At 51.8% G+C, this 23,121-nt stretch carries 26 protein-coding genes and 1 pseudogene; 12 read left to right on the forward strand and 15 right to left on the reverse strand.

Features of this window, described 5'->3' with window-relative positions; genetic code table 11:
- Positions 1-237: 237 nt before the first annotated feature.
- A complete protein-coding gene (locus ACFQO0_RS08840; RefSeq protein ID WP_382233753.1) occupies positions 238-522 on the reverse strand; it encodes a hypothetical protein in 285 nt (94 codons plus the stop codon).
- A gap of 343 nt (positions 523-865) precedes the next feature.
- Positions 866-1,498 (reverse strand): CDP-alcohol phosphatidyltransferase family protein, encoded by a 633-nt coding sequence (locus ACFQO0_RS08845; RefSeq protein ID WP_382233755.1) that lies wholly within the window; start codon positions 1,496-1,498, stop codon positions 866-868.
- 251 nt (positions 1,499-1,749) lie between these two features.
- Here ACFQO0_RS08845 and ACFQO0_RS08850 point away from each other — a divergent pair, with 251 nt between their 5' ends.
- Complete coding sequence (locus ACFQO0_RS08850; RefSeq protein ID WP_382233757.1) at positions 1,750-2,166, forward strand: hypothetical protein; 417 nt, start codon at positions 1,750-1,752, stop codon at positions 2,164-2,166.
- Between the two features lie 79 nt (positions 2,167-2,245).
- Here ACFQO0_RS08850 and queC read toward each other — a convergent pair whose 3' ends face one another.
- From queC to ACFQO0_RS08865, 3 genes are all read right to left on the reverse strand, one after another.
- Complete coding sequence (gene queC / locus ACFQO0_RS08855) at positions 2,246-2,962, reverse strand: 7-cyano-7-deazaguanine synthase QueC (protein ID WP_382233759.1); 717 nt, start codon at positions 2,960-2,962, stop codon at positions 2,246-2,248.
- Between the two features lie 81 nt (positions 2,963-3,043).
- Positions 3,044-3,829, reverse strand: coding sequence for a DUF3108 domain-containing protein (locus ACFQO0_RS08860; protein ID WP_382233761.1), 786 nt, complete (start codon positions 3,827-3,829; stop codon positions 3,044-3,046).
- 36 nt (positions 3,830-3,865) lie between these two features.
- Positions 3,866-4,951, reverse strand: coding sequence for a DUF3108 domain-containing protein (locus tag ACFQO0_RS08865; protein ID WP_382233763.1), 1,086 nt, complete (start codon positions 4,949-4,951; stop codon positions 3,866-3,868).
- 99 nt (positions 4,952-5,050) lie between these two features.
- Between ACFQO0_RS08865 and ACFQO0_RS08870 the strand changes: the two genes are divergently transcribed.
- Positions 5,051-6,319: a branched-chain amino acid ABC transporter substrate-binding protein gene (locus ACFQO0_RS08870; RefSeq protein WP_382233764.1), complete on the forward strand. Its 1,269-nt coding sequence runs from the start codon at positions 5,051-5,053 to the stop codon at positions 6,317-6,319.
- Positions 6,320-6,392: 73 nt separating this feature from the next.
- A complete protein-coding gene (locus tag ACFQO0_RS08875; RefSeq protein ID WP_382233766.1) occupies positions 6,393-7,061 on the forward strand; it encodes a PhaM family polyhydroxyalkanoate granule multifunctional regulatory protein in 669 nt (222 codons plus the stop codon).
- A gap of 14 nt (positions 7,062-7,075) precedes the next feature.
- Here ACFQO0_RS08875 and ACFQO0_RS08880 read toward each other — a convergent pair whose 3' ends face one another.
- Positions 7,076-8,323 carry an MFS transporter gene (locus ACFQO0_RS08880; RefSeq protein ID WP_382233768.1) on the reverse strand — a complete coding sequence of 416 codons (1,248 nt, stop codon included), beginning with the start codon at positions 8,321-8,323 and terminating at the stop codon, positions 7,076-7,078.
- 321 nt (positions 8,324-8,644) lie between these two features.
- Here ACFQO0_RS08880 and ACFQO0_RS08885 point away from each other — a divergent pair, with 321 nt between their 5' ends.
- Positions 8,645-9,439, forward strand: coding sequence for a sulfite exporter TauE/SafE family protein (locus ACFQO0_RS08885; protein ID WP_382233770.1), 795 nt, complete (start codon positions 8,645-8,647; stop codon positions 9,437-9,439).
- Positions 9,440-9,529: 90 nt separating this feature from the next.
- Here the strand turns inward: ACFQO0_RS08885 and ACFQO0_RS08890 are convergent, their stop codons facing one another.
- Positions 9,530-9,991, reverse strand: a complete 462-nt coding sequence (locus ACFQO0_RS08890; RefSeq protein WP_382233772.1) for a ProQ/FINO family protein — start codon at positions 9,989-9,991, stop codon at positions 9,530-9,532.
- 158 nt (positions 9,992-10,149) lie between these two features.
- Here ACFQO0_RS08890 and ACFQO0_RS08895 point away from each other — a divergent pair, with 158 nt between their 5' ends.
- Positions 10,150-10,557: a hypothetical protein gene (locus ACFQO0_RS08895; protein ID WP_382233774.1), complete on the forward strand. Its 408-nt coding sequence runs from the start codon at positions 10,150-10,152 to the stop codon at positions 10,555-10,557.
- 151 nt (positions 10,558-10,708) lie between these two features.
- On the opposite strand, the gene ACFQO0_RS08900 is transcribed toward ACFQO0_RS08895, so the two are convergent.
- The 4 genes from ACFQO0_RS08900 to ACFQO0_RS08915 all read right to left on the reverse strand — a co-directional run bounded on the left by ACFQO0_RS08900 (position 10,709) and on the right by ACFQO0_RS08915 (position 14,409).
- On the reverse strand, positions 10,709-11,419 hold the full coding sequence (locus tag ACFQO0_RS08900; protein WP_382233776.1) for a TerC family protein: 711 nt from the start codon (positions 11,417-11,419) through the stop codon (positions 10,709-10,711).
- 256 nt (positions 11,420-11,675) lie between these two features.
- Positions 11,676-12,926, reverse strand: a complete 1,251-nt coding sequence (locus tag ACFQO0_RS08905; protein ID WP_382233778.1) for a sensor histidine kinase — start codon at positions 12,924-12,926, stop codon at positions 11,676-11,678.
- Positions 12,913-13,602, reverse strand: coding sequence for a response regulator transcription factor (locus tag ACFQO0_RS08910; protein WP_382233780.1), 690 nt, complete (start codon positions 13,600-13,602; stop codon positions 12,913-12,915). The genes ACFQO0_RS08905 and ACFQO0_RS08910 overlap by 14 nt, the downstream gene beginning before the upstream one ends.
- A 228-nt stretch (positions 13,603-13,830) precedes the next feature.
- Positions 13,831-14,409, reverse strand: coding sequence for a glutathione peroxidase (locus ACFQO0_RS08915; protein WP_382233782.1), 579 nt, complete (start codon positions 14,407-14,409; stop codon positions 13,831-13,833).
- Positions 14,410-14,740: 331 nt separating this feature from the next.
- Here ACFQO0_RS08915 and ACFQO0_RS08920 point away from each other — a divergent pair, with 331 nt between their 5' ends.
- On the forward strand, positions 14,741-15,589 hold the full coding sequence (locus tag ACFQO0_RS08920) for a ferritin family protein (RefSeq protein WP_382233784.1): 849 nt from the start codon (positions 14,741-14,743) through the stop codon (positions 15,587-15,589).
- Between the two features lie 121 nt (positions 15,590-15,710).
- Positions 15,711-16,169, forward strand: a complete 459-nt coding sequence (locus tag ACFQO0_RS08925; RefSeq protein ID WP_382233786.1) for a DUF411 domain-containing protein — start codon at positions 15,711-15,713, stop codon at positions 16,167-16,169.
- A gap of 110 nt (positions 16,170-16,279) precedes the next feature.
- On the opposite strand, the gene ACFQO0_RS08930 is transcribed toward ACFQO0_RS08925, so the two are convergent.
- From ACFQO0_RS08930 to ACFQO0_RS08945, 4 genes and pseudogenes are all read right to left on the reverse strand, one after another.
- Entirely contained in the window at positions 16,280-16,771 is a 492-nt protein-coding gene (locus ACFQO0_RS08930) for a copper chaperone PCu(A)C (protein ID WP_382233787.1), read from the reverse strand.
- 61 nt (positions 16,772-16,832) lie between these two features.
- Positions 16,833-17,315 carry a tRNA (uridine(34)/cytosine(34)/5-carboxymethylaminomethyluridine(34)-2'-O)-methyltransferase TrmL gene (gene trmL, locus ACFQO0_RS08935; protein ID WP_382233789.1) on the reverse strand — a complete coding sequence of 161 codons (483 nt, stop codon included), beginning with the start codon at positions 17,313-17,315 and terminating at the stop codon, positions 16,833-16,835.
- 97 nt (positions 17,316-17,412) lie between these two features.
- Positions 17,413-17,943 (reverse strand): ComF family protein, encoded by a 531-nt coding sequence (locus ACFQO0_RS08940; RefSeq protein WP_382234085.1) that lies wholly within the window; start codon positions 17,941-17,943, stop codon positions 17,413-17,415.
- A 57-nt stretch (positions 17,944-18,000) separates the two neighbouring features.
- Positions 18,001-18,156, reverse strand: a pseudogene (locus ACFQO0_RS08945) (ComF family protein); the annotation flags it as partial.
- A gap of 65 nt (positions 18,157-18,221) precedes the next feature.
- Here ACFQO0_RS08945 and ACFQO0_RS08950 point away from each other — a divergent pair.
- From ACFQO0_RS08950 to ACFQO0_RS08970, 5 genes are all read left to right on the forward strand, one after another.
- Positions 18,222-19,151, forward strand: a complete 930-nt coding sequence (locus ACFQO0_RS08950; protein ID WP_382233791.1) for a methyltransferase domain-containing protein — start codon at positions 18,222-18,224, stop codon at positions 19,149-19,151.
- A gap of 443 nt (positions 19,152-19,594) precedes the next feature.
- A complete protein-coding gene (coxB, locus tag ACFQO0_RS08955) occupies positions 19,595-20,755 on the forward strand; it encodes a cytochrome c oxidase subunit II (protein WP_382233793.1) in 1,161 nt (386 codons plus the stop codon).
- A gap of 18 nt (positions 20,756-20,773) precedes the next feature.
- Complete coding sequence (gene ctaD, locus ACFQO0_RS08960) at positions 20,774-22,381, forward strand: cytochrome c oxidase subunit I (RefSeq protein ID WP_382233795.1); 1,608 nt, start codon at positions 20,774-20,776, stop codon at positions 22,379-22,381.
- A gap of 38 nt (positions 22,382-22,419) precedes the next feature.
- A complete protein-coding gene (locus tag ACFQO0_RS08965) occupies positions 22,420-22,524 on the forward strand; it encodes a cytochrome oxidase small assembly protein (protein ID WP_382233797.1) in 105 nt (34 codons plus the stop codon).
- Positions 22,525-22,530: 6 nt separating this feature from the next.
- On the forward strand, positions 22,531-23,109 hold the full coding sequence (locus ACFQO0_RS08970; RefSeq protein ID WP_382233800.1) for a cytochrome c oxidase assembly protein: 579 nt from the start codon (positions 22,531-22,533) through the stop codon (positions 23,107-23,109).
- Positions 23,110-23,121: the final 12 nt, after the last annotated feature.

Here is a 23,121-nt window from a genome sequence, read left to right on the forward strand (position 1 = left end):
TATGCGCAGTTAGCGCTGCTGGCTCATTTTTTGATGGTGCCTAAGAATGCCATAGCCGGATTCAAGCAACTGATTTTTCAATCAATAATGTTGGGGTGCAGCATGCGTTTTTGATAATTTGAAAGGTTTGCGCATACGAATGTCGAGCGCAAACGAGGGGACAATTTGGCTGCCTATGCAGCATACCACTTTGCCGTCCAACAAGTGGTCAGCGGCTTTACTCAATCAAGCCGAGTATCAAGTCATAGGCACATGACGGCGCGTGGAAAGCGCATACAGGCGTAACTCCTGGCGTGTCACGACACCATCGCTATTGGTGTCGATTCTTTCAAAATTTTCCACTACGCGGACCAGTTTGGCCGCTTTGGCTTGCGATTTTGTAATGCTTTTTGGCGTCTGCGGGTTATTGCGAGCCGCTGTATTTTCGGCTGCGGCGCGGCGTACATCCGTTCCTGCAGCTGGTTGTGAAAATGCAACATTGCTCAGCAAAACGGTAGCTATGGCGAATAATTTTGCATTCATGATGGTTCTCCCTTTACAAGCACGAAGGCGTGTAAACCGTATTGAAAAGTGATTTCGTGCGATTCGCCAATGCATTTACGCCTTGTTACATTTCTGGCGGATATTTCTTTTCCTCATAAGCAAGGAAGAAAGTCTACGGTTGAATTGATGTGTTCGATTCGTAAGCTGAAACCTCATGCATCTGATTCAGTGAGGGGGCAGATTGAATACCAATGCAATGTGTGAGCGCACGATGGAGAGTTGCCATGGACTTAATCGACTCAATCACTGCCGCGTCAGCTGCTGCATTAGTGATTGCGGCGCTGATGTGTCGTTTGTAGAGCCTAACGGTTAAATCCGCGAATTAAAATTTCGGTATGTGCAAGGTTTTGCTGATCATCAGACTGCCGGACAATACAAACAATAGTGCGAAGGGATGAAATTCCCACGGGCCCAGTAGGATGATGTTGCCGTAAATCTCGCTTCCAATACGTCCTTGCGAAGCAAGCCACGCCAGAATGCCGGTGATGACGACGCTGGTTGGAATGGGCGTGCCTTCAAAATAGGCGACTTTGTCTGCGCCTTCGGACAAGGTTTCGGCGGTAACGTTGTAACGTGCCAAGCGACTCACGCCGCAGCAGACGAAATAAATCATCGCGACCCAGTCCCAGCCACCGGTCAGTCCAGCCGCGAAACCCAGCGTTACCGGAGCGAGTCCAAATGAAATCACATCGGCCAGCGAATCCAGTTCGCGGCCCATAGCCGAATGCTGGCGGCGCCAGCGCGCAATTTTACCGTCCAGCACATCGAATATAAATGCGGCCGGTGCCATCGCTGCTGCAGCATAAAAATGTACGAGCGACTGGCTGTTCATATACAGCATCGCAAAAAACACGGCAGCCACGCCGCAAGCTGCATTACCGAGGGTAAAGAAATCAGCGAGGTGAAAACCGCGCAACATTGAAAAGTGCTTGCGCGGCGGTTTGGGTGAATTCATCGCATCTCTTTGAATAAAATTTTTTGATCAGTGCACTGACAGCAGGGAGCACAGTAATTGCGGCTGAATTGCAAGTATGTCATTGAATGAAATGATTGTGCACGGAAATAATTTCGATATGGCATGTGAGCGGCAACTGATTTCGCGTCTTGGCCATCATCACGCAATTTCGATTCAAGATATGCCGGTTACCGCACATACAAGGACTATGCATGCACTTAGTCTGGTGTTTTATAAAGCGGGAGACTGACATGTTATTTATTCAAAATAATGCATGCAACGCACGTAAGTATGTACTGGCGCTGTCTTTGTTTGCCGGCAGTATGGGTCTTGGTTCGACAGCCGCTATGGCTGCCGACGCGAGCGGCAGTTACCAGCAAGAGCGCGCGGCGTGCCTGAGCGGACAAACGCAACAGGACAGGGCGACTTGTCTGCAGGAAGCGGGCGCGGCACGTGGCGAAGCCAAGCGTGGCAATTTGAATGATGGCGCAGCCTCCTACCAGCAAAACGCGCAAACCCGATGCAATGCCTTGCCGCCAGCGGATCGTGATGCCTGTATGCGCCGCATGCAAGGTCAAGGAACGGTCTCGGGCAGTGTAGATGGAGGCGGTGTATATCGCGAAACAACGACGATAGTGCCAGCGCCTGCAACAAGCCCGCAATATTAATAATTGCCCTTTAAAAAGCCGCTGCAACGAGTCAATCGTTGCAGCGGCTTTTGGCTTTAATGACGCGTGCGCATTCAGCCTAGGTGTTAACGTACCCACTCTGTGCAAACTCGGCATACCCGCGCGCGCGCAATGCACATGCAGGGCAACTGCCGCAACCGTATCCCCATTCATGTAATTTGCCGCGTTCGCCGAGATAACAGGTATGCGTTTCAGAGCGGATCAGGTTGACCAGCGCGGTACCACCTAAATCCTGCGCCATTTTCCACGTCTGCGCTTTGTCTATCCACATCAGCGGCGTTTCCACTTCCAGATTGGTTGCCATTCCGAGGTTGAGCGCGACCTGCAGGGCTTTCATGGTGTCATCGCGGCAATCCGGGTAGCCGGAGAAATCTGTTTCGCACATGCCGCCCACTAATACGTTCAAACCGCGCCGGTAAGCGACAGTTGCCGCAACCGTCATGAAGAGCAGGTTGCGACCCGGAACGAAGGTGTTGGGCAAGCCATTTCCCAGCATCGCTATCTCGACATTGCTCGTGAGGGCAGTGTCGGATATTTTGGCAATCAGCGACAGATCAATCATGTGATCTTCGCCTAGCCGGCTATTCCATTCTGGTGAAAGGCCGCGCAGCTTTTGCAACACGGTTGGACGCACGGTCAACTCGATTGCATGACGCTGGCCGTAGTCGAATCCTATGGTTTCCACTCTCGCATAGAGCTCAAGCGCCCATGCCAAACAAGTGCTCGAGTCCTGACCGCCGCTGAAAAGTACCAGTGCGCTATCCATTGAATTCATGTTTCCCTTGCTGATCACATTCGATAGCCGAATTATATGTGTGTAAGTACGGCGTGTAAGCGCACGGCTATCTTTTGATTATCAGGATTGCGGCGTGATCTTGGAAATGGTTTGTTCGATGAAGTCGCCGGATGGTTCGGTAAAACGTATACGTACCGGATACCATTCTTTGCCGGATGCGAACCAGATTTCAATTTTTTGTTCCTTGCCTCCATCCTTGATGACCTTGTCGACTTTGACTGCTTTCAAATTGCCCAATGGCGTTTTGATGGTTTCAGTCTTGCCGACTTTGAAGGTCCATGGATCTGCATCTTTTTGTCCAGCAACGACCACTGGAATGTTGGCGCCTTGCTTGAATTTGGCGGGCAGGCTGCGTGCGATGGTTGCCAACTGCCACACGACGCTGTTGCGGTCTTGCTCGCCTCCCTTGATCGGGTAGCTGGCATCGGATGCGCTGAAGGTAATGTTGCGGGTTTCACGATTGAAGGTCGTAGTGGTCGGGTCCTTGCGATAGCGTTTCTCGGTTGAGGTCGCAGGCGCCAAACCGGAGGCATCGATCGCACCTTCGCTTTTTGCTTCGAGGATTTTGCCCAGCAACATGGCGCGTGTTTCAGTGCTGATCGCGTATCTATCCTTGCTGTTGCTCCAATGCAGCATGGCAGAGCCAGTCAATGGCAATCCCTTTTGATTGGCATTGATGGTGTAGTCCAGATCGGCTGATGGCGGCGGATTGAGTGCTGCCTTGGCGGCTTTTTGGGCAAAGGCAGCAACAGACGAGGTACTGGCGACGCACGCAAACAGCCCCGCAATTAAAGTACGCTGCAACAGAGAGCGGGAAAGCAGGGATCGAGAAAGAAAACGGGTCATTGAATCACCAAATATCAAGTGGTTGAAAAGATCTGACTAATGTACTGCGGAAACGTTCAGGTTGGTCAGCGTCATGTCGAGGTAATCGCCATTGGTTTCGGTATAGCGCAAGCGTACCGGATACCAGTTCTGTGCGGGGGCCAGCCAGATATCCAGCTTTTGTTCATGAGAGCCGGCGCGCGGTGCGCGGGCCACATGCCAGGCGCGTGTAGTGACACCATCTATCGTGATGTCTTCCAGGCCCAGGATCAGGATTTGCCAGGTTTCTGCATTGCGGGTTCCAGCCACAAAGAGATCGATGCTGGTGCCGGCGATGAATTTTTCGCTATCGCCACGCCCTATGCCTGCCAGTTGCCAGACGATGCTGGCTCTATCTTGCTCGCCGCCGGTGAGCGGGTAAGACAGGGTGGAAGACGAGAAGCTGATTGTATTGCGCTCGCGGTGAAAGTGCGTATTGGTCTCTGCCTTGCGAAAGCGCTTTTCACTGTAGCGTTCGGGAACAATGCCACCGTCCTCGATGGTGCCGCTGCTCTGAAAGCGCAGCGCGGTAATGAATAGCACGCCAAAGTCGCCGTCCACCGTGTACTTGCTGCCGTCGGTATGCCAGTTGATGGTGCCGTTGCCATGCATGGGCGCACCATCTTGCGGGATTTTCTGTATGTCGTATTTCAGATCGGCGGAAGGCGGCAAATCAATGTTGTAGCTAGTCGCTTTCGCATCCGAGGCTGTATCCATGGGCGCCTCATATGCCTCATATTCTTGCGCTGCGAGTTCATCCGCGAGTGAGATTTCGGCTTGCGTTGCAGCTAGCTCGGTCGCCAATGCGGGCTTGCTACTCGACGCTTGCAACACAGGTGATTTAGCGGCACGCGGTTTGGCCGCGCGTGTTGACACTTTGGGTTTGATGGGTTTAGTGGCGGCCTTGATCACCGGCTTTGGTGGTTGTGCTTCCAGTGTCGCCGCAATCACGGTGGTATTTTCTGGTGTTGCAGTACTTGGAAAAACGATCGCCCCGCTGAACCAGTTGATTGCGATCAAATGCAAAATAACTGCTGCGATCAAGACTGACAAATGGCGAGCAGGCGCGCGTTTGTCTTGAGTTGAGTTTGAGGGAGGATCCATCGTCATGTCAGCAGTGTAAACGCAAGCTCAGCAATTCGGTGCACAAGCGTGGGGCTGGTGCGCCGCGTAAAATGCCGTCTTTATAAAATTTCCCTGACTATGCAAAGTAAAAAGATTTTCGTTGCCGCCTTGATATGGTTCTCCTGCAATCTCGCTCATGCAGGGGACGCTATCCGTATCGGGATGATAGAAGGCATGTCCGGCGCATTCGCGAACGCTGGCGAGGCGGTCGCGCGCAATCTGCAATTCGCTATTGCAACCGTCAACGCACGCGGCGGCGTTAGCTTGCCGGATGGCAGACATCCACTGGCGCTGGAAATATTTGACAACAAGCAAGCGGTCGAAGAATCGTTGATGGAATTCAAGCGACTGACCGATAAGCGCATCGCCTTCATGGCGCAAGGTAACAGTTCTGCGATTGCCAGCGCCTTGGTAGAAGCAGTCGACAAACATAATCAGCGCACACCGGATAATCGCGTCCTGTTTCTAAATTATTCCGCAGTCGATCCTGCTTTGACGAATGAAAAATGCAGTTACTGGCATTTTCGTTTCGATGCGCATGCCGATATGCGCATGCATGCACTGACCGAGGTAATCAAAGGCGACAAGCGAGCCAAACGTATTTATCTGATTGGACAGGACTACAGCTTCGGTCGCTTGGTGGCACAAACGGCGCGCACTCAATTGGCCGCCAAACGCCACGATATTGCGATCGTCGGTGACGAATTGCACCCGATAGGAAAGGTCAAGGATTTCGCTCCCTACATTGCCAAGATCAAGGCGAGTGGCGCCGATACCGTCATCACAGGCAATTGGGGAAATGACCTGACCTTACTCGTCAAGGCTGCCAAAGAGTTTGGCTTGAACGTCAAGTTCTATACCTTTTATGGCAATAGCCTGGGTGCGCCTGCAGCGATAGGTGACGCCGGGGTGGATCGCGTACGTGCAGTCGCCGAATGGCATCCCAATGCGGGCGCGGGCGTGAAAGAGTCACCCAGTGACCGGTTCTATCAAGGCTTCCTTCAGCGCTATCCGCAAGCCAGGGATGATTACGTGCTGTTGCGCATGCATGTAATGATAGAGATGCTGGCCGCAGCGATTGAAAAAGCCGGCACTACCGATGCCCATGCAGTAGCCAAAGCGCTGGAAGGCGCCAGTTATCACAATGCGTTTCATGATGCGACGATGCGTGCCGCCGATCATCAATTGATTCAACCCTTGTATGTCTCCGTCATGCGTAAAAAGGCGACTGACGGCCTGCGCTTCGATAATGAGGGTAGCGGTTACGGATTCAAAACGGAGCTTTATTTGCCTGCAGCCAATACGGCCTTGCCGACTAGTTGTCGCATGCGAAGAACTCCACACTAAGGCAAGGCCTTTCTCTGCTAAGCTGGCATATACGACCCAGGTTTTTCATCTTGCCTTTTTCCGGAGGTGCAGCATGACCCAACCCAATATGCCTCATCTTCCAGGTTTCGACGTGATGGCCGACACGCTGGAGTTCGTTAAAAACATGTGGGGCGGCATGCAGGGGGCGACGGGGATTCCCGGCATGCCCATGCCCATGTTGTCGCTGGAAGAAATCAACAAGCAAATTGCGGACCTGAAGGCAGTCGAGTCGTGGCTGAACGTTAACATGAGTATGTTGCGCGGGACGATACAGGCGCTGGAAGTCCAGAGTGCGACGATTGCATCATTGCATGCAATGGGTGCGACCTTTGGTTCAGAAATGAAGCCGCATGCACCGTCAGCCAGTGCCTCATCTAGTGCGCCGAATACCAGCGCCAGTGCTCCACCTGCAGATAAGCCTGGTCAACCGTCTGTGCCTGCTGTCGATATCAATCATTTAAATGTCAATGCAGCGGCAGACGCAACAGCAGCGTGGTGGAATGCATTGCAGACGCAATTTAATCAAGCGGTGAATAGTGTGATGGCAGACGACCCGTCGACCAGACAGAAGCAAACCACCTCGGCCCAGCCTTCAACAACCGCTACCAAGAAATCTGCAGCAAAGTCAGGCACCAAAGCCGACCAGAGCAAAGCGGATGCTTCTGCCGAAACACCAGCCAAAACTGCTGTTAAAAAACGGCGACAATCTGCCAAAACCTGAGGCTGCCGGCCACCTCAGGTTTTTTCGCTAGTTTTCGTAGCACTTCCAGCTATGCGCAAATGCCGTGCAATCCAGATCGTCAGCGCGCCACATGCGACGGCAATATAGCCGACTGTATCGTAGTGGTCGATTTGTCCGCCAGGGGTGCGCGTAATTATCAAGCCGGCCACCAGTGTCGCCACTCCTGACGATAACATTTGCACCGAAGATACGAGGCTCATGAACGTGCCGCGCACGTGCGGCGCAGGAACTGCACTGACCATCGCCATCCCCGGCACCATCCGTCCTGGCACCAGGATGAAAAATAGCGTCGAATTAATCAGTACCAGCCACCATGCAACAGGCACGAGATGCGTCGTGATTAGCAAGGGAATAAACGACACCAATGCGACGCGGCGAAACATTTTCAGCTTGCCGTGTTTGTCCGACATCCTGCCTATCAATTGCGAAGTAAAAAAGGTGGCTGCGCCGCCACATAGATAGACCAGGGTGATGAATGATGCCGTCATGCCGACATTACTGGTCAGATAGAGCGGGATGTAGGGGATCACGGTAAAGCCCGCCATCATCAGCAAGGCAATAAAAACGAAGGCAGTCAAATGGCTGGGTTCTTTTGCTACAGCGAACAATTGCTGAAATACATTGCCGACCCGATTGTCGTGCATATGCGCGGTCAGATTTGGCAGCAACTTGTATCCAATGAACCAGAATGTACACGCCAGCAAGACAATGAAAAAGAAAGGTGCACGCCAACCGATGTCGGGAAAGGTCGACGCCAGCAGCAAGCCGAGTGGAACGCCAGCTACTGTCGACATCGAGAATGCCGTCATTACCGTGCCCATTGCCTTGCCGCGTCTTTCGAACGGGATCACATCCGCCACCATGGTTTGCACCATCGCACCGAGGATGCCGCCGAATGCGCCCGCCAGTGCGCGTGCAATGAGCAATGCCGTGTAGTTGGGCGCAAGCCCGCAACACAAGGTTGCGATGATAAAGAGCGCATACAGCGTCAGCATCAGCTTGCGCCTGTCAAAGCGGTCGATATAGGTTGCGGCCAGCAAACTGGATGCTGCAGCGGTCAACGTATAGGAAGACAATAACAAGCCGAATTGATGCGTGTCGATGTGCAGCACCCGGATCAGTTGCGGACCGAGCGGCATCATGATCATGAAATCGAGTATGTGCGTGAATTGTATGCCGGCGATAGTCAGCAGGAACAGGCGTTCATTTTTTACCAAAGGGATGGGTGAGGCTGCTTGCAAAGAGGGTCTGCCGGTTGAAATTTTGTGAAAGAATCCGGTTCAATTACTCGCTAAAATTTATGAAAGAAAAGTCAGCATGTGCATCCAGTAGGGCAGGATTTTCTATGCGCTAGTCTAACGGGTTTGGCGCCGCCTTGCTGGTCCGCATCCTGTAAGGAAGCACAGGAAATTTAATGGCGCCTGACGTATAGTGTCGCTTGCGCTGGCAATCAATTATGTTCTGCCAGTCGAGTATTTTCAGGCCAGTAAAAATAAGGCGGATCACATGCAATCTATCGTGAGTAAGTTGTTAAACCAGGTTTTGACTGTCGAGGTGTGCGCATGATGTGGTTTGGCGCGTACGTTGTCGCTGGCGCTTTTGTCGGCGTACTGGCGGGCTTGCTTGGTATTGGCGGCGGCATGACACTGGTGCCTGTCATGGCGGCTCTGTTCGCGGCGCAGCATTTTGCGCCTGATCACATCGTGCATATGGCATTGGCAACATGCATGGCATCGATTGCATTCACGTCCGGATCCAGCGTGCGCGAGCATCTTAAATTCGACGGTGTCGATTTTCACATCGTCAAGCGCATGACGCCGGGTTTGGTGATCGGCAGTTTGCTGGCCACATCGGTATCAGCCTGGATACCGCAGCGTCATCTGGCCCTGAGTTTTGCTGTGATCGTATTCTTTGGCGCGACCCAAATTCTGTTGAATAAAAAACCGAAAGCCGCGCGGACTCTGCCGACGGCGGGGCCGTTATTCTTTGTTGGCCTTGTGATCGGTATTATCGCCGGGCTGGTTTCTGCCGGTGGTGCCTTCCTGACGATTCCATTCATGTTGTGGTGCGGCGTGCCTATGAAGAAAACCATAGGGACGGGCGCAATGATGGGTATTCCGCTGGCGGTAGTGGGGACGATAGGCTACATCATCTCCGGCTGGAACGTGCCTGGCTTGCCGTCTGATGCGGTGGGGTTCATTTCGATCATTGCACTGGTAGGTATCGTCTGCGGTAGCGTGGTCACTGCGCCGTTCGGCGCACGCCTTGCGCACCGATTGCCGGTGCCGATATTGAAGCGTATTTTTGCCTGCCTGCTGTATGTGCTGGCGGCCAAGATGCTGTGGACTTATTGGTAAGAGGTGGGGCGCATCACTGGTTCGACGTGCGTCGAGCCAGTGACAAAACGGGATGTTATTCGCCGTGATTAAAAACGGATCACTGTCGGATCAGTTTTTGCGAGAGAATTTTTCTGCCAGCTGGCTGAGTTTTTCAGCGCGCATGCGATCTGCTTCTTCGGCTTGTTTTTTTGCCGCTTCCGCTTTGCGCTGGGTTTCTTCTACTTGACGCTGCGCCTTGCGTTGATCCGCATTCTTCTTGAGGCGCTCTTTCAAGGTTGTCGTCGCATGCGCGCGATGCACATCCGTGACTTCATCCGCTTGCGTGCCGTCCAGATTGAAACGTACTGTGGCCTTTTCCATCACCTTCAGATAACGCAGCGAGTTGGTGTGTATGCCCAGTGCGGTACGCAGCGCTTTACGGCTGACCTCAGGGGTGAGCGCGATCAATTGCTTGTCGATGCCGATAGCTAATGGCAGGAATTCGCCGAATACGGTGAATTTTTCCTGAAGTTCCTTGAGCAGAGTGCGGGCGGATTGAAAAGGGTTAGGCGTTGGTTCGGTAGTCGTCATGAACAGCAGTCGAGCAATGTATGAGCTAGGGTGCGCAGGATATCACGATGAAGCGGTCTTGCCTGTAGTTGTGGCTATTTATCTTGCTGCCGTATCGAGTATATCGTCGCAACGTGTACAGTGTGCGCCTGAATTCATTATTAACGATGAGAAGCAAGATGTTTGAAGATGACCAGAAAAAACCGGACGAGCCTGTCGAGCGGCCGTGGATTGTATTAAAAACCACGTACGATGTTGAAGCGTGGATAGATCAGCAGAATCGTGCAATTCAACAATTAATTAATAGCAATAAGGCAAGTGGTTGGGGGATTTGTTTTGGCTTGAGCGAGGGCGGCGAGCTTTATTTGCACACGACCTCAGAAGGAGATGTGTTGTTAGATGTCACGTCTGACGCGGAATGGGTTTCACCGCTTATTGCTGCTGCCACACAAGTCGATATGCCGGCTGGACAGATATGGGCTTTGCCCGGCGACAGGCTGACACAATTGGTATTTGGCTTGAGCAGCTTGATCGCGACCACACGACTGGTAGCTGAACACAATTTCAATATGAAGAAACGATACTAGCTTCGGGTCAATCTCTGACCTGTATTCGGACAGTTTGTAATCCGATCTTATATATGAGACTGCATAAAAAAAGGGCGAACCGGCATGGCCGGTTCGCCCTTTTTAGTGTCGAAGCAAGTGCTCTCAGGCGTTTGCTTCAAGTCGAATCACATTACGCGGCAGCAGCGTGACTGTGACGTTTGCCCAGATAAGTGCCGACAATGACTACGCCAATTGCCAATGCCAGGCCTGGGATGCTCAGGTGGAGACCCGCCAATGAGAGTTCGTGGTGTGGGATATTTGTTTCGATCCATGGGGTGACAATTGGATCGGAGAACAACATTTCGCCAGCCAGATAACCCAACAATGCAGCGCCCAAGGTGATGATGATAGGGAATTTTTCCATCAATTTCAAAACCAATGCGCTACCAAACACGATCAACGGTACGCTGATTGCCAGGCCGATTACCAACAAAGTGACATTGCCGTTGGCAGCGGCAGCAACGCCGAGCACGTTATCGAGACTCATGACCAGATCGGCAATCAGAATGGTTTTGATGGCGCCCCACAGGTTGGAATGGCCCTCAATATTTTCTTCGCCGTCACCTTCGGCCAGCAATTGCACGCCGATATAAAACAACAGAACCGCACCGATCAGTTTCAGGTACGGCAGAGTCAGCAATTGCAGTGCAAAGATAGTCAAAACGATACGCAGGATAATCGCTGCAGCACTACCCCAGATCACTGCCATTTTCTTTTGTTTCGGTGGCAGCGACTTGGCGGCCAACGCGATCACGACAGCGTTGTCGCCAGACAGCACGATATTGATCAAGATGATGTTGCCGAGTGCGGCCCAGAATGCCGCGGTTCCAATAAATTCCATGTCTTCCTCAAGGTGTATTAAGTAAAAGTGGCGGTCGACGTACGACCATGTAGTTGTCGATCATCAGGAAAACCCGAAAAATCTTTTATGGCCACTACGTGTTCGCGTGCGCGACATTTCGCTTTAAACGGAATGCCTGCGGTTCAAGATAAAAAATACTTGAAACCGGTTGGAGAAGTTGAATTGCCTAGGTAATTCACTTCACTGCACAGGCGCAGATTAGCTCTGAGGAACTTAATTAGGTGTGAGAATAACGTTAGATTTCCGTTAAAATTGTTTTAAAAACAATTCGGAAATTACTGCCATTTTTTGGATTATTTTCGACATGTAGTGTTGCGTCGAGATATTCACAGATGCGTACGACGAGTGCCAGGCCCAAGCCTGTGCCGGCAGAGCCAACCAGGGGTTTGGCAGAAGGCTTATTTTGCAGGCGTGCCTGTATGGATTCCGGCAGTCCGGGGCCGGTGTCTTCGACGATCACGGCGTGGTCTGTCATCTTGACAGTGACGGAGCCGCGCTCGGTATATTGGCAGGCGTTGCGGATCAAGTTGCCGATGGCCGCTGTCAGCAACTCCTTGCGTGCCTCCACTACAAAATCAACGCCTTCCTCGAAAGTCAGCGTGACCGGTTTGTTTGCGATGAAATGCTGGCAACGTGCAAGCTCCGCGTGTATCACATCTGCAATTGAGGTTTCGGGCCGATTGATCTGGTCTGGCGCGCGTGCCAATAGCAGCAGTATTTCGACGCAGTCGTTGGCTTCTTTGGCCGCTCGCAGGATGCGATCGGCGGGAGCGTACAGCGCCGGTTGTGCCTTCGTTTGTTCGACCAATAATTCTGCCGCGCCTGTGATGATAGTGAGCGGGGTGCGCAGTTCATGGCTGACGTCACCAGTGAAGAAGCGTTCGCGAGCCAGAAATTGTTTGAGCTCGGTAGTATGGGCGGCAAACGCGCGCGCCAATATGCCAAGCTCATCCTTGCTTTTGAGGAGCGGCAGCTCTGTTGGATGGTTATTGTCCTTTACCGCTGCGGCGAGTTCGATGATGGGATCGACAAAGCCGCGTGCGATAAAGCTGCCGAGAAACAGCGACAGTGCGACGAATCCCAGGAAGCCGGCCATGATCATCGCGTAAATGACGTGTTCGATATTTTTGTATTCGCTGGCGCGATCAACGACGACATAGGTACCGGCGTCGTCTTCTCCCACCAGAAGATGAACGACTTTACCTTCAAAACTTTCCTTGGCGACGCCGAGGGCCATGCCGCGCAGTGGCTCGGGAATATTATCCCCATGATAAAAACTGACATCAGACGGCATTTCCACCGGCATACCTATCGCATGACGCGGTGACGCCCACGCAGCGATGCTGCGTAAATGTTCATCTACCAGTAAATCTTCTGTCCCCTCAATGGCGACGGCTACCACCGCACCAAAGAAAGTACAAATCGCAAGCGCAAAGAAAAGATAGGCAACGACAATGCGTCGTCGCAATGAACTACGTCGTTTCATCCGAACCTACCAAGCGGTAGCCTATGCCCTGAACCGTGCGTAACATTGCGAAAGGATGTGCTTTATCCAGTGCCTGCCGCAATGCATGAATGTGCGTACGCAGTGCATCGCTGTCCGGCGGATGATCGCCCCAGACTTCGAGCTCCAGCGTTTCGCGCGACACGACTTTCGGCGCTTCTTTCATCAGGCAGGCCAGTATCTTGAAGCCGGTTTTGGTCAGCGTGATCGGCATGCCGCCGCGTTTGACCTGATAAGTCGAAGTGTCGAATATCAAATCACCAACGCTCAGGAAATTGGTGCCTTGGTTTTTGCCGCGAGCACGACGTATCAGTGCTTTCAGACGTACTTCGACTTCCAGCAGCGAGAAAGGCTTTACCAGATAGTCATCTGCGCCGCTGTCGAAGCCGGCAACCTTGTCGTCGAGCGTATCGCGCGCTGTCAGCATCAATACAGGAGTATCGTTTTGCAGTTCGTCGCGCATTTTGCGGCAAAGCGTCAAGCCATCGATGCCCGGAATCTTGATGTCGAGAATGACGGCATCGTATTCATGTTGTGCCGCAAGTGCGAATCCTGCATATCCATTCGCTGCGCAATCGAGCACATAGCCGCGCGGCTCAAGAAATGCGTACAGATTTGCGACGATATCTGCGTTGTCTTCAATAATCAAAATGCGCATGGTAGGAAGGCGAGGACCGCCTGTAGTCACTTTCAGTTTCGGTTTGTTTCATGAAAAAATCGCTGGCGAGAGTACGTGCCGGGTCATTTGTTCAAGAATTTGGTCAGGTTCGACATTATGCATGCTGATGGCATGGTGCGGCGCTTACTGTGCGCCGGAGCCTACATGCGTTGTTTTCTCCTGCAATTCGCACAATGGTGGATTTGAGGGCAGGTGTATCGACAGCCCCTATTTTTGCGCTATGGCCTGTTCAATATCCGCGATCAATTTTTTATCTCCAGGCGTCACTTTCGATGGGTAGCTGGCCAGGACATTGCCTTTGCGATCCAGCAGAATTTTGTGAAAATTCCATTTTGGCGGCTGCGCTCCGGCCTTCATCAAGGATTGATAAAACGCATTGCTGTTCGCACCGACTACCGATGTTTTGGCAAACATGGGGAATTTCACGCCATAGGTGTTGTTGCAAAACTCCGCGATTTCCTTATTCGCGCCGGGTTCCTGCTGGCCGAAATCATTTGATGCGAAGCCGAGGACCACCAAGCCTTGGTCTTTGTATTTGGCGTACAGCTTTTCCAATCCTTCGTATTGCACCGTGTAGCCGCAGTAACTAGCTGTGTTGACTGCCAGAACGACTTTGCCTGCGTACTGGCAAAGATTTTGCGGCGCCTCATCTTGCAGGCGCTGAACTGTGTGATTCAGTGTTGCTGGACATGCTGCCTTTGCAGCTGTTTGCGCATATGCATTTGCGCCGATGAACAGGCCAGGCAATAGCGCGCAGCGCAGGATGGTGGATATGATTTTCGTCATGATGAGGGAGATTATCGGATTTGGATGCTTGCATCTTGCATCAAGATGGGAAATTTGTCATGGCGCCTGCTGCGGAGTTCTTTGTCTGACATGGTTTTATTAAACAGCTCTTTCGGGATTGAATTGATTGCGGAATGATTTATGTTTGTAAGAGTATTGATTGCCCAGAATTGGGCCCTTGAAAGCGGCCTGGTGGGCTTTTTCCCGAGCAAGGAAAATGAAATTTCATGCTGAAAATAAAGCTTTGAACAAGCAAATTGCAGGGCTGTTGCTGGGTAAATTACGAATTTCTTGGTAGAATCAAGGACTTAACTCAATTTTTAAGGCGCATATGTTGTACCCAGAATTGTTTAAATCGTTAGAGCAAGTTCGCTGGAACATGGAAAAAGATATTCCGTGGGATCAGTTCGACGGCTCCAAGCTCACGGATGAGCAGGCACAAACCATACGCATGAATGCGATTACGGAATGGTCAGCCTTGCCAGCTACCGAAATGTTTTTGCGTGACAATCGCGGCGACAGTGATTTTTCTGCATTCATGTCAGTCTGGTTTTTTGAAGAGCAAAAGCATTCGCTGGTGTTGATGGAATACCTGCGTCGCTTCAAGCCAGAATTTGTGCCGACGGAAGAAGAGTTGCACAACGTGCGTTTCGAATTCGATCCGGCGCCTGCGCTGGAAACGCTGATGATGCACTTCTGCGGCGAGATTCGCCTGAATCACTGGTATCGCTGCGCGTCTGACTGGCACACCGAACCTGTCATCAAACAGATTTATAAAATCATCAGCCAGGATGAGGCACGTCACGGCGGCGCTTATCTGCGTTACATGAAAAAAGCGTTGAATGAAGTCGGTGATAGCGCCCGCGCTGCATTCGCGAAAATTGGTGTGTTGATGGCTTCGGCACGTCGCACTGAAAAACCTTTGCATCCAACTAATCTGCACGTGAATCAATCATTGTTTCCGAACGATACAGTGCAGTCACGTTTACCGGATCCTGAGTGGCTGGAGCGTTGGTTAGATGGCCAGATCAAGTTTGACGGTGAGTGGGAAAAGAAAGTGGTTGATCGCATCTTGCACAATATGTCGTTGCTGTTCGAGCGTACTTTCGGTTCGGTGCAGGAATTGAATCGCTATCGCAAAGAAATTGTCACGCGCATGGCAGCAGTACAGGCAGCCTGAGCGTCAATTTTTGCAATCTTGAAAAGCCGCAGAATTTTTGCGGCTTTTTGTTTGTCCGAAATAATCTACAGTGCACGTGACTCGCATTTTTGCGAGTAGGCAGAGTGTTAAGGAGAAGAGTATGCAAAGAAGAATTTTTCTCGGTGTCGCAGCTTTGTTTGGCGCGATGCCGACGATTGGTTTTGCCAAAACTGAACAACCGTTGATTGAAGTATACAAGAGCGCAACCTGCGGTTGCTGCGAGCAGTGGGTAGATCATTTGCGCGCCAACGGCTTCAAGGTACGTACTCAGAATGTGCCTAATACCGCCGCATATCGTACGAAGTTGGGCGTGCCCGCATCATTGGGCAGCTGCCACACCGGAACGATAGGCGGTTACGTGCTGGAAGGGCATGTCCCGGCGGCTGACATCAAGCGTTTGCTGGCAGAAAAGCCGAAAGCAACAGGGCTGGCGGTCCCCGGCATGCCAATGGGATCGCCGGGTATGGAAGTGCCAGGTGAACCGGCTGATACCTACGATGTCTTGTTGTTTCAGGCCGATGGAAAATCTACTGTGTACCGCCATTACGCAGCGAAATGATTTGAAGTGGAAAATGAAAAAGGGGACGTTTTAATAACGTCCCCTTTACTTATTCCGCTCGCCGCTTGCTGGTTTTTCAATAATAAACATGGCTCGACGTGCATGGTTACTCAATGATGGTGATGCTCTTCCTGTTTTAAATCAGTATTCTTGACATTATTTTCTTCAACGAAAATCGACGTTTCCACTTTTCCTGCTTTTTTGAACGTCAGTGTCAGCGGTAATTTATCACCTGCCTTGAGCGGCTTTTTCAATCCAAGCAACATGATGTGATAACCATCGCTCGGTTGCATGACGATTTTTTCTTGCGGCTTGAGTTCAATGCTGCTTACCTCGCGCATGCGCATCACATGATCGGCTGTCATGGACATGGTGTGAATTTCCACGGATTGCGCTGCCGGCGATTGTGCGGAAATCAATGCATCCGCTTGCTTACCCTTGTTTTCCAGCGTCAGGTAGGCGCCGCCGCTGGTTTGGCCAGGCACGGTTGTGCGCGCATACGGATGATCGATATGGATGTCGCCTGCGCGATACTCATGTGCAAGCGCGGCACCACTGATCAACAGGCCGACGGAAATGAGTGAGAGTGAGCTTAATTTCATACTATCCTTTGCGATAAACGGTGAGGGTGAGGTGAGCATCGTAGCGTAAAACGGGGTGGCATTAACTTCCTCCGAAAAAACCGTTTTGTCGCCACGCTTCATAGACCACAACGGCCACAGTATTAGACAAATTCAGGCTGCGGTTGTCCGGCCGCATTGGCAGGCGTATTCTTTGCTGCACAGGGAAAGATTCGCGCAATGCCGGATCCAGCCCTTTGGTTTCGGAGCCGAATACAAAAATATCGCCGGGCTGAAATGCTATGCCGGCAAAGGGTGTGGAGCCATGCGTGGTCAGCGCAAACATGCGTGCCGGATTCAAAGGCTGCTCGGCTGGAAACGATGCAAGAAAGGTCGGCCAGTCGCGATGTACTTTCATTTGCGCGTAGTCATGGTAGTCGAGCCCCGCACGGCGCATCTTTGCGTCATCCAATGGAAAGCCAAGTGGTTCGATCAAATGTAATTGGGCGCCAGTGTTTGCACACAGGCGAATGATATTGCCGGTGTTCGGCGGTATTTCGGGCTCTACCAGTACTACATGAAACAAAACAATTCTCCCTGGCTCAATAATAAATGCCGCTCGTCTTTGAATAATTAGATCGTGGATGGATCGGATGGCGCATTTTAATCCGATGTGCAGCTATTTACTTATACGGCGTGCGCGCAAAAACCAGATTGGTGATGCGCACAGCCCCATGACGCTTCAAGGTGGCGGCAATTTCATTGAGAGTCTCACCGGTGGTCAATACATCATCGACCAGGCCTATGTGCTGTCCACGAACGAACTTTATGGCGTTGGCCGGCAATGCAAATGCATGGCGGATATTGCGATGCCGTTCAGCGGTCGGCAACATTGCTTGCATCAAGGTGTCGCGGGTACGTTCAATTAACTGAGGGGCGAGCGGGATGGCAATCGCACGAGCGAGGGGCTTGGCGATTTCCAGCGCCTGATTAAAGCCGCGTTCGGCTAATCTCTTTTCGCTCAAGGGCACGGCAGCCAGCAAAGCGGGCATGGCGAAAGCTGGCTCGCGCAATATCGCGTCTCGCAGCTTGCGCGCAAACAGCGGCGCCAAAGCCAGGCGATTGCCGAATTTGAGTGCGAGTACCAATTGATCTACGGGCGCGGTGTAATCGCTGGCGACGATTGTGGCGTCAAAAGCGGGCGGGTTGCTCAAGCAGTTGCCGCAGCGCTCCAAGTTGTCGCTAATGTATGCCAGTGGCGCCGCGCATTGTGCGCAGCGATGCGGATGTTGGCCAAAAAATCGCGTATTGCAATTGTGGCAAAGCGAGTCCGCACCGCTGACGCCGCACAATGCACATGACGATGGCAGCGCCGCCGGTAACTGGCGGATGAAATGTCGAGTCCAGTCGAGAAAACGATAATGCATCGCGCAATCCAGCCTTCAACCGTGTAAACTTGCTGCATTATCTCATTGAATCTATTGCCCTATTCGTGTCTTCCCTTCCTGATTCCAGCCTGAGCGCGCCGATTGATTTAAACCGGGTGCGCACCTTGTTCAATGATCCTGCACGCGTGGTCGAGTCGACTTTTTTGCGTCGCGAAGTAGCAACGCGTATGCATGAGCGTCTGGCGCTTGTTCGGCTTGCGCCAGAACGCGTGCTTGATGCAGGTTGCGGCGAGGGGGCGGATCTGACGACTCTGCAAAAGCGCTTTCCGAAAGCGACAATGCTCGGTTTGGATGCTTCGCCGGCAATGTTGGCACAGGCGCAGTTTGCACAAACAGCAGCCTTGTCTTCCATGAATCGGCTGCTTCAGCAGTGGTTGCCGGCCGCTCTGAGCCGGGAATCAAGCGCGAATTTGTTATGCGGTAATTTTTCACAGCTTCCTTTCGGCATCAACGCCGTCGATCTGGTGTGGTCAAATCTGGCCCTGCATTGGCATCCGCAGCCGGATCGGGTCTTTGCCGAATGGCGTCGGGTGTTGCGGCAAGATGGCCTGTTGATGTTTTCCTGCTTTGGCCCTGATACCTTCAAGGAGTTGCGTGCTGCGTTTGCGGTGGCGGATAGTTCATCGCATGCCTTGCCCTTTGTCGATATGCATGATTTTGGCGACATGCTGGTCAATGCCGGATTTTCCACGCCGGTTATGGATATGGAGACTTTAACCGTTACCTACAGTTCGGTCGATAAGCTGATGGTCGACGTACGTGCTTTTGGCGGCAATCCATTAGATACAAGGCGCAGAACCTTGCTGGGCAAGCAAGCGTGGCAGCGGGTGGTGGACGAACTGGAGAAAAATCGGCGAGCGGATGGCAAGATTCCGTTGACCTTTGAAATTATTTATGGACACGCATTCAGGCCTGCACCGCGCACCACTTCAAACGGTGAGTCTATCGTCCGCTTTGATTTGCCAAAAAAGTAAGAAAAAAATTACTGAAAAACAAGTATCCTTGCTGACATAGCGTTGATTTAATGCAGCAAGTGCTACAGCAAATTTTGATCAGGTGGGGTGAAGTGTTGCGTACTTTCAGCATTTAATCCGAATAAAGGCGGCTAAATTCCTGTGCGCTTGATAACACTGTCATTTAAGACTTATACTTCGACGGTTTTGCGCTGGAGTGACTTCGGTCACCCATGCAGGCCCTAAATAAGCATGTGCTTCGACTGAGGCAAGTGCCGTAACTGCACTGAAAGCAAGATGCAGTAAGTAAGTTAGTGTGGTCGGAATCGCAAACACACCGGTCAGATGTGGGTGATTCTTGATGGTTCAAGGGGGGCATTCGAATTTGAATTGCACCAGAGGCTGGGTCTGGAAATTTTGCCCGGTGGTCAACAGAATTCTTAATTTGGGCATTTGAGGAAATCATGGAACTTGCGAAGCGCCTTCAATCTTTGATGCTCGGTGCGTCGCTCCTGACGGCAGCTTTGCCGTCTTGGGCGGTGACCGATAGTCCAGGCGGACCTGCAGTGCGTCAGCTCAATTTTCAGCAACCTGTGACGCAAATCGCCGAACAGATTTATTCGCTGCATACATTGATGCTGATTATCTGCCTGGTGATTTTTTTCGCCGTCTTTGGCGTGATGTTTTATTCGATACTCAAACATCGCAAGTCACTCGGCCACAAGTCCGCTAAATTCCACGAAAGCACTCTAGTTGAGATCGCATGGACCGTTGTCCCGTTCCTGATCGTTATCGGTATGGCGCTGCCTGCCACCAAAACGGTGGTGGCAATGAAGGATACGTCGAATGCCGACATCACCATTAAAGCCACCGGTATGCAATGGAAATGGGGCTATAACTATTTGAATGGCGAAGGGGAGGGCATCAATTTCCTGTCTAACCTCGCCACACCGCGTGAACAGATTGTTGATTCGTCTGTTGCCAAAGGTCAAAATTATTTGATCGAAGTCGACAACCCTGTCGTCGTTCCGGTGAACAAAAAAATTCGTATCGTCCTGACGGCCAATGATGTGATCCACGCATGGATGATTCCTGCGTTCGGCGTCAAGCAGGATGCAATTCCGGGTTTTGTCCGTGACACCTGGTTCAAGGCAGAAAAAATCGGTACTTACCGCGGTCAATGCGCAGAGTTGTGCGGCAAAGATCACGCCTTCATGCCTATCGTCGTGAATGTGGTCAGCGAGGAAGATTACAAAGCGTGGGTCGATGGCAAGAAAAAGGAAATGGCTGCGAATGCAGACGATCCTGCCAAGACCTGGACTATCGATGAACTCGTGCAGCGTGGCGAAAAAGTCTATACCTCAAATTGTATCGCTTGCCATCAGGCAAACGGCAAGGGTGTCCCGGGTAGCTTTCCTGCACTGGATGGCTCGGCGATTGTCACCGGTCCTAAAGATGCGAATATCCATATCCTGCTGGAAGGTAAGAATGCCATGCCAGCATGGAAGTCCGTATTGTCGGATACCGAAATTGCAGCTGTGATCACTTACACCCGCAACCACTGGTCCAACAAAGCGGCGGAAAATATTGTCCAACCGGCTGAAGTGCTGGCTGCGCGTAAGTAATTGAATCAGGAGATTGATATGAGCACAACCGCAGTCGATCATTCACACGACGCCGCCCACGATCATTCGCACGACGATCATCACGGCGCACCACACGGCTGGCGCCGCTGGGTTTATGCAACCAACCACAAGGATATCGGCACGCTGTATCTGTGGTTCTCCTTCATCATGCTGCTGTCTGGCGGTTTCCTCGCGATGTTGATTCGCGCAGAACTGTTCCAGCCAGGCCTGCAATTGATGCAGCCCGAATTCTTCAATCAGTTGACCACGATGCACGGTTTGATCATGGTCTTCGGCGCGATCATGCCGGCCTTTGTCGGGTTTGCCAACTGGATGGTGCCACTGCAAATCGGCGCGTCCGATATGGCGTTTGCACGGATGAACAACTTCTCGTTCTGGTTGTTGCCACCTGCCGCGATTCTTCTTGCAACTTCTTTTTTGGTTCCGGGTGGCGCGACTGCCGCTGGCTGGACGCTGTATGCGCCCTTGTCTACCCAGATGGGTCCCGGCATGGACATGGCGATTTTTGCGATGCACATCATGGGTGCGTCGTCGATCATGGGGTCGATTAATATCATCGTCACCATCCTGAACATGCGTGCGCCTGGCATGACACTGATGAAGCTGCCAATGTTTTGCTGGACTTGGTTGATTACTGCTTACTTGCTGATTGCCGTGATGCCGGTCTTGGCTGGTGCCATCACGATGACATTGACCGATCGTCACTTCGGCACGTCCTTCTTTAATGCGGCCGGCGGCGGCGATCCTGTCATGTACCAACACATCTTCTGGTTCTTCGGACATCCAGAGGTGTACATCATGATTCTGCCTGCGTTCGGCATCGTCTCGCACATCATTCCTGCATTCGCTCGCAAGCAATTGTTCGGCTATGCATCGATGGTGTATGCGACCGCTTCGATCGCGATCCTGTCATTCATGGTGTGGGCACATCACATGTTTACCACCGGTATGCCGGTGACTGCGCAGTTGTTCTTCATGTACGCGACGATGCTGATTGCAGTCCCGACAGGCGTGAAAATTTTCAACTGGATCGCAACCATGTGGCGCGGTTCGATGACCTTCGAAACACCTATGCTGTTCGCGATCGGCTTCATCTTCGTGTTCACGATTGGCGGTTTCACTGGTCTGATTCTGGCCGTGACACCGATTGATATTCAATTGCAAGATACCTATTACGTGGTTGCCCACTTCCATTACGTGCTGGTGGCGGGCTCCTTGTTCGCACTGTTCGCCGGTTTCTATTACTGGGGACCAAAGTGGACAGGTTTCATGTACAACGAAACCCGCGGAAAAATTCATTTCTGGGGTTCGTTGATTCTGTTTAACATAACGTTCTTCCCTATGCACTTCCTGGGGCTGGCAGGTATGCCGCGTCGTTACGCTGACTATCCTGCGCAATTTACAGACTTTAATGTGATTGCATCGATAGGCGGTTTCGGTTTCGGTTTGATGCAGGTGTATTTCCTGTTCGCTGTCGTATTGCCTTCAATCAAAGGCGGTGTGCCGGCTGCGGACAAGCCTTGGGAAGGCGCAGAAGGTTTGGAATGGACTGTGCCTAGCCCGGCGCCTTTCCATACATTTGAAACACCACCGACTGTTAAGTAAATGGAGCGACGAACACATGCAAGTGAGTTCGTCTTCAAATGACTGATCAGAAAAAACGTAATCTGCGTACCGGCCTCATACTGGCCGCGATCGCAGCAGCCTTCATGCTAAGCGTGATCGCCAAACGCATTTGGTTTAGTTAGGAAAAGATGGAAAACCAGACAGAGCCAACGGGCAGATTGAATGCCCGGATGTTCGGCAAGCTAGCCGTGATTGCGGTGATGATGTTTGGTTTTGGTTATCTGCTGGTTCCGATTTACAAGCAGATCTGCGAACTGACCGGTGTCAATATCCTGACTTCGCAAGAGATGAAGGTAAAACCGATCGACAACTCGCAAATCGACAAGAGCAGAACCATAACAGTTGAATTTGACGCGAACACCCAAGGACCATTTCGCTTTCGCCCGACGGTAAGCAGTATGCAGGTGCATCCGGGTGAAATGACGCAAGTGCTGTACGAAGTGGTGAACACGCAAGCGCGCAGTGTTGAAGCACAGGCAATCCCAAGTTATGCGCCGCAGCAGGCCGCAGCGCATTTCAAGAAGGTGGAATGCTTCTGCTTCCAGCAACAAACACTGGAACCAAGTCAGGCCAAGCAAATGCCGGTTGTTTTTTATCTGGATCCGGCCTTGCCCAAGGATGTAAAGACAATTACCTTGTCCTATACTTTTTTTGAGATTGCCAAGCCTGAAAAGACAGTCAAGTTGGCCCCCGAAGTTGCAGGATAAAAAATACGACGA

Source organism: Herminiimonas aquatilis (assembly GCF_042665175.1).
Lineage (GTDB): Bacteria > Pseudomonadota > Gammaproteobacteria > Burkholderiales > Burkholderiaceae_D > Oxalicibacterium > Oxalicibacterium aquatilis.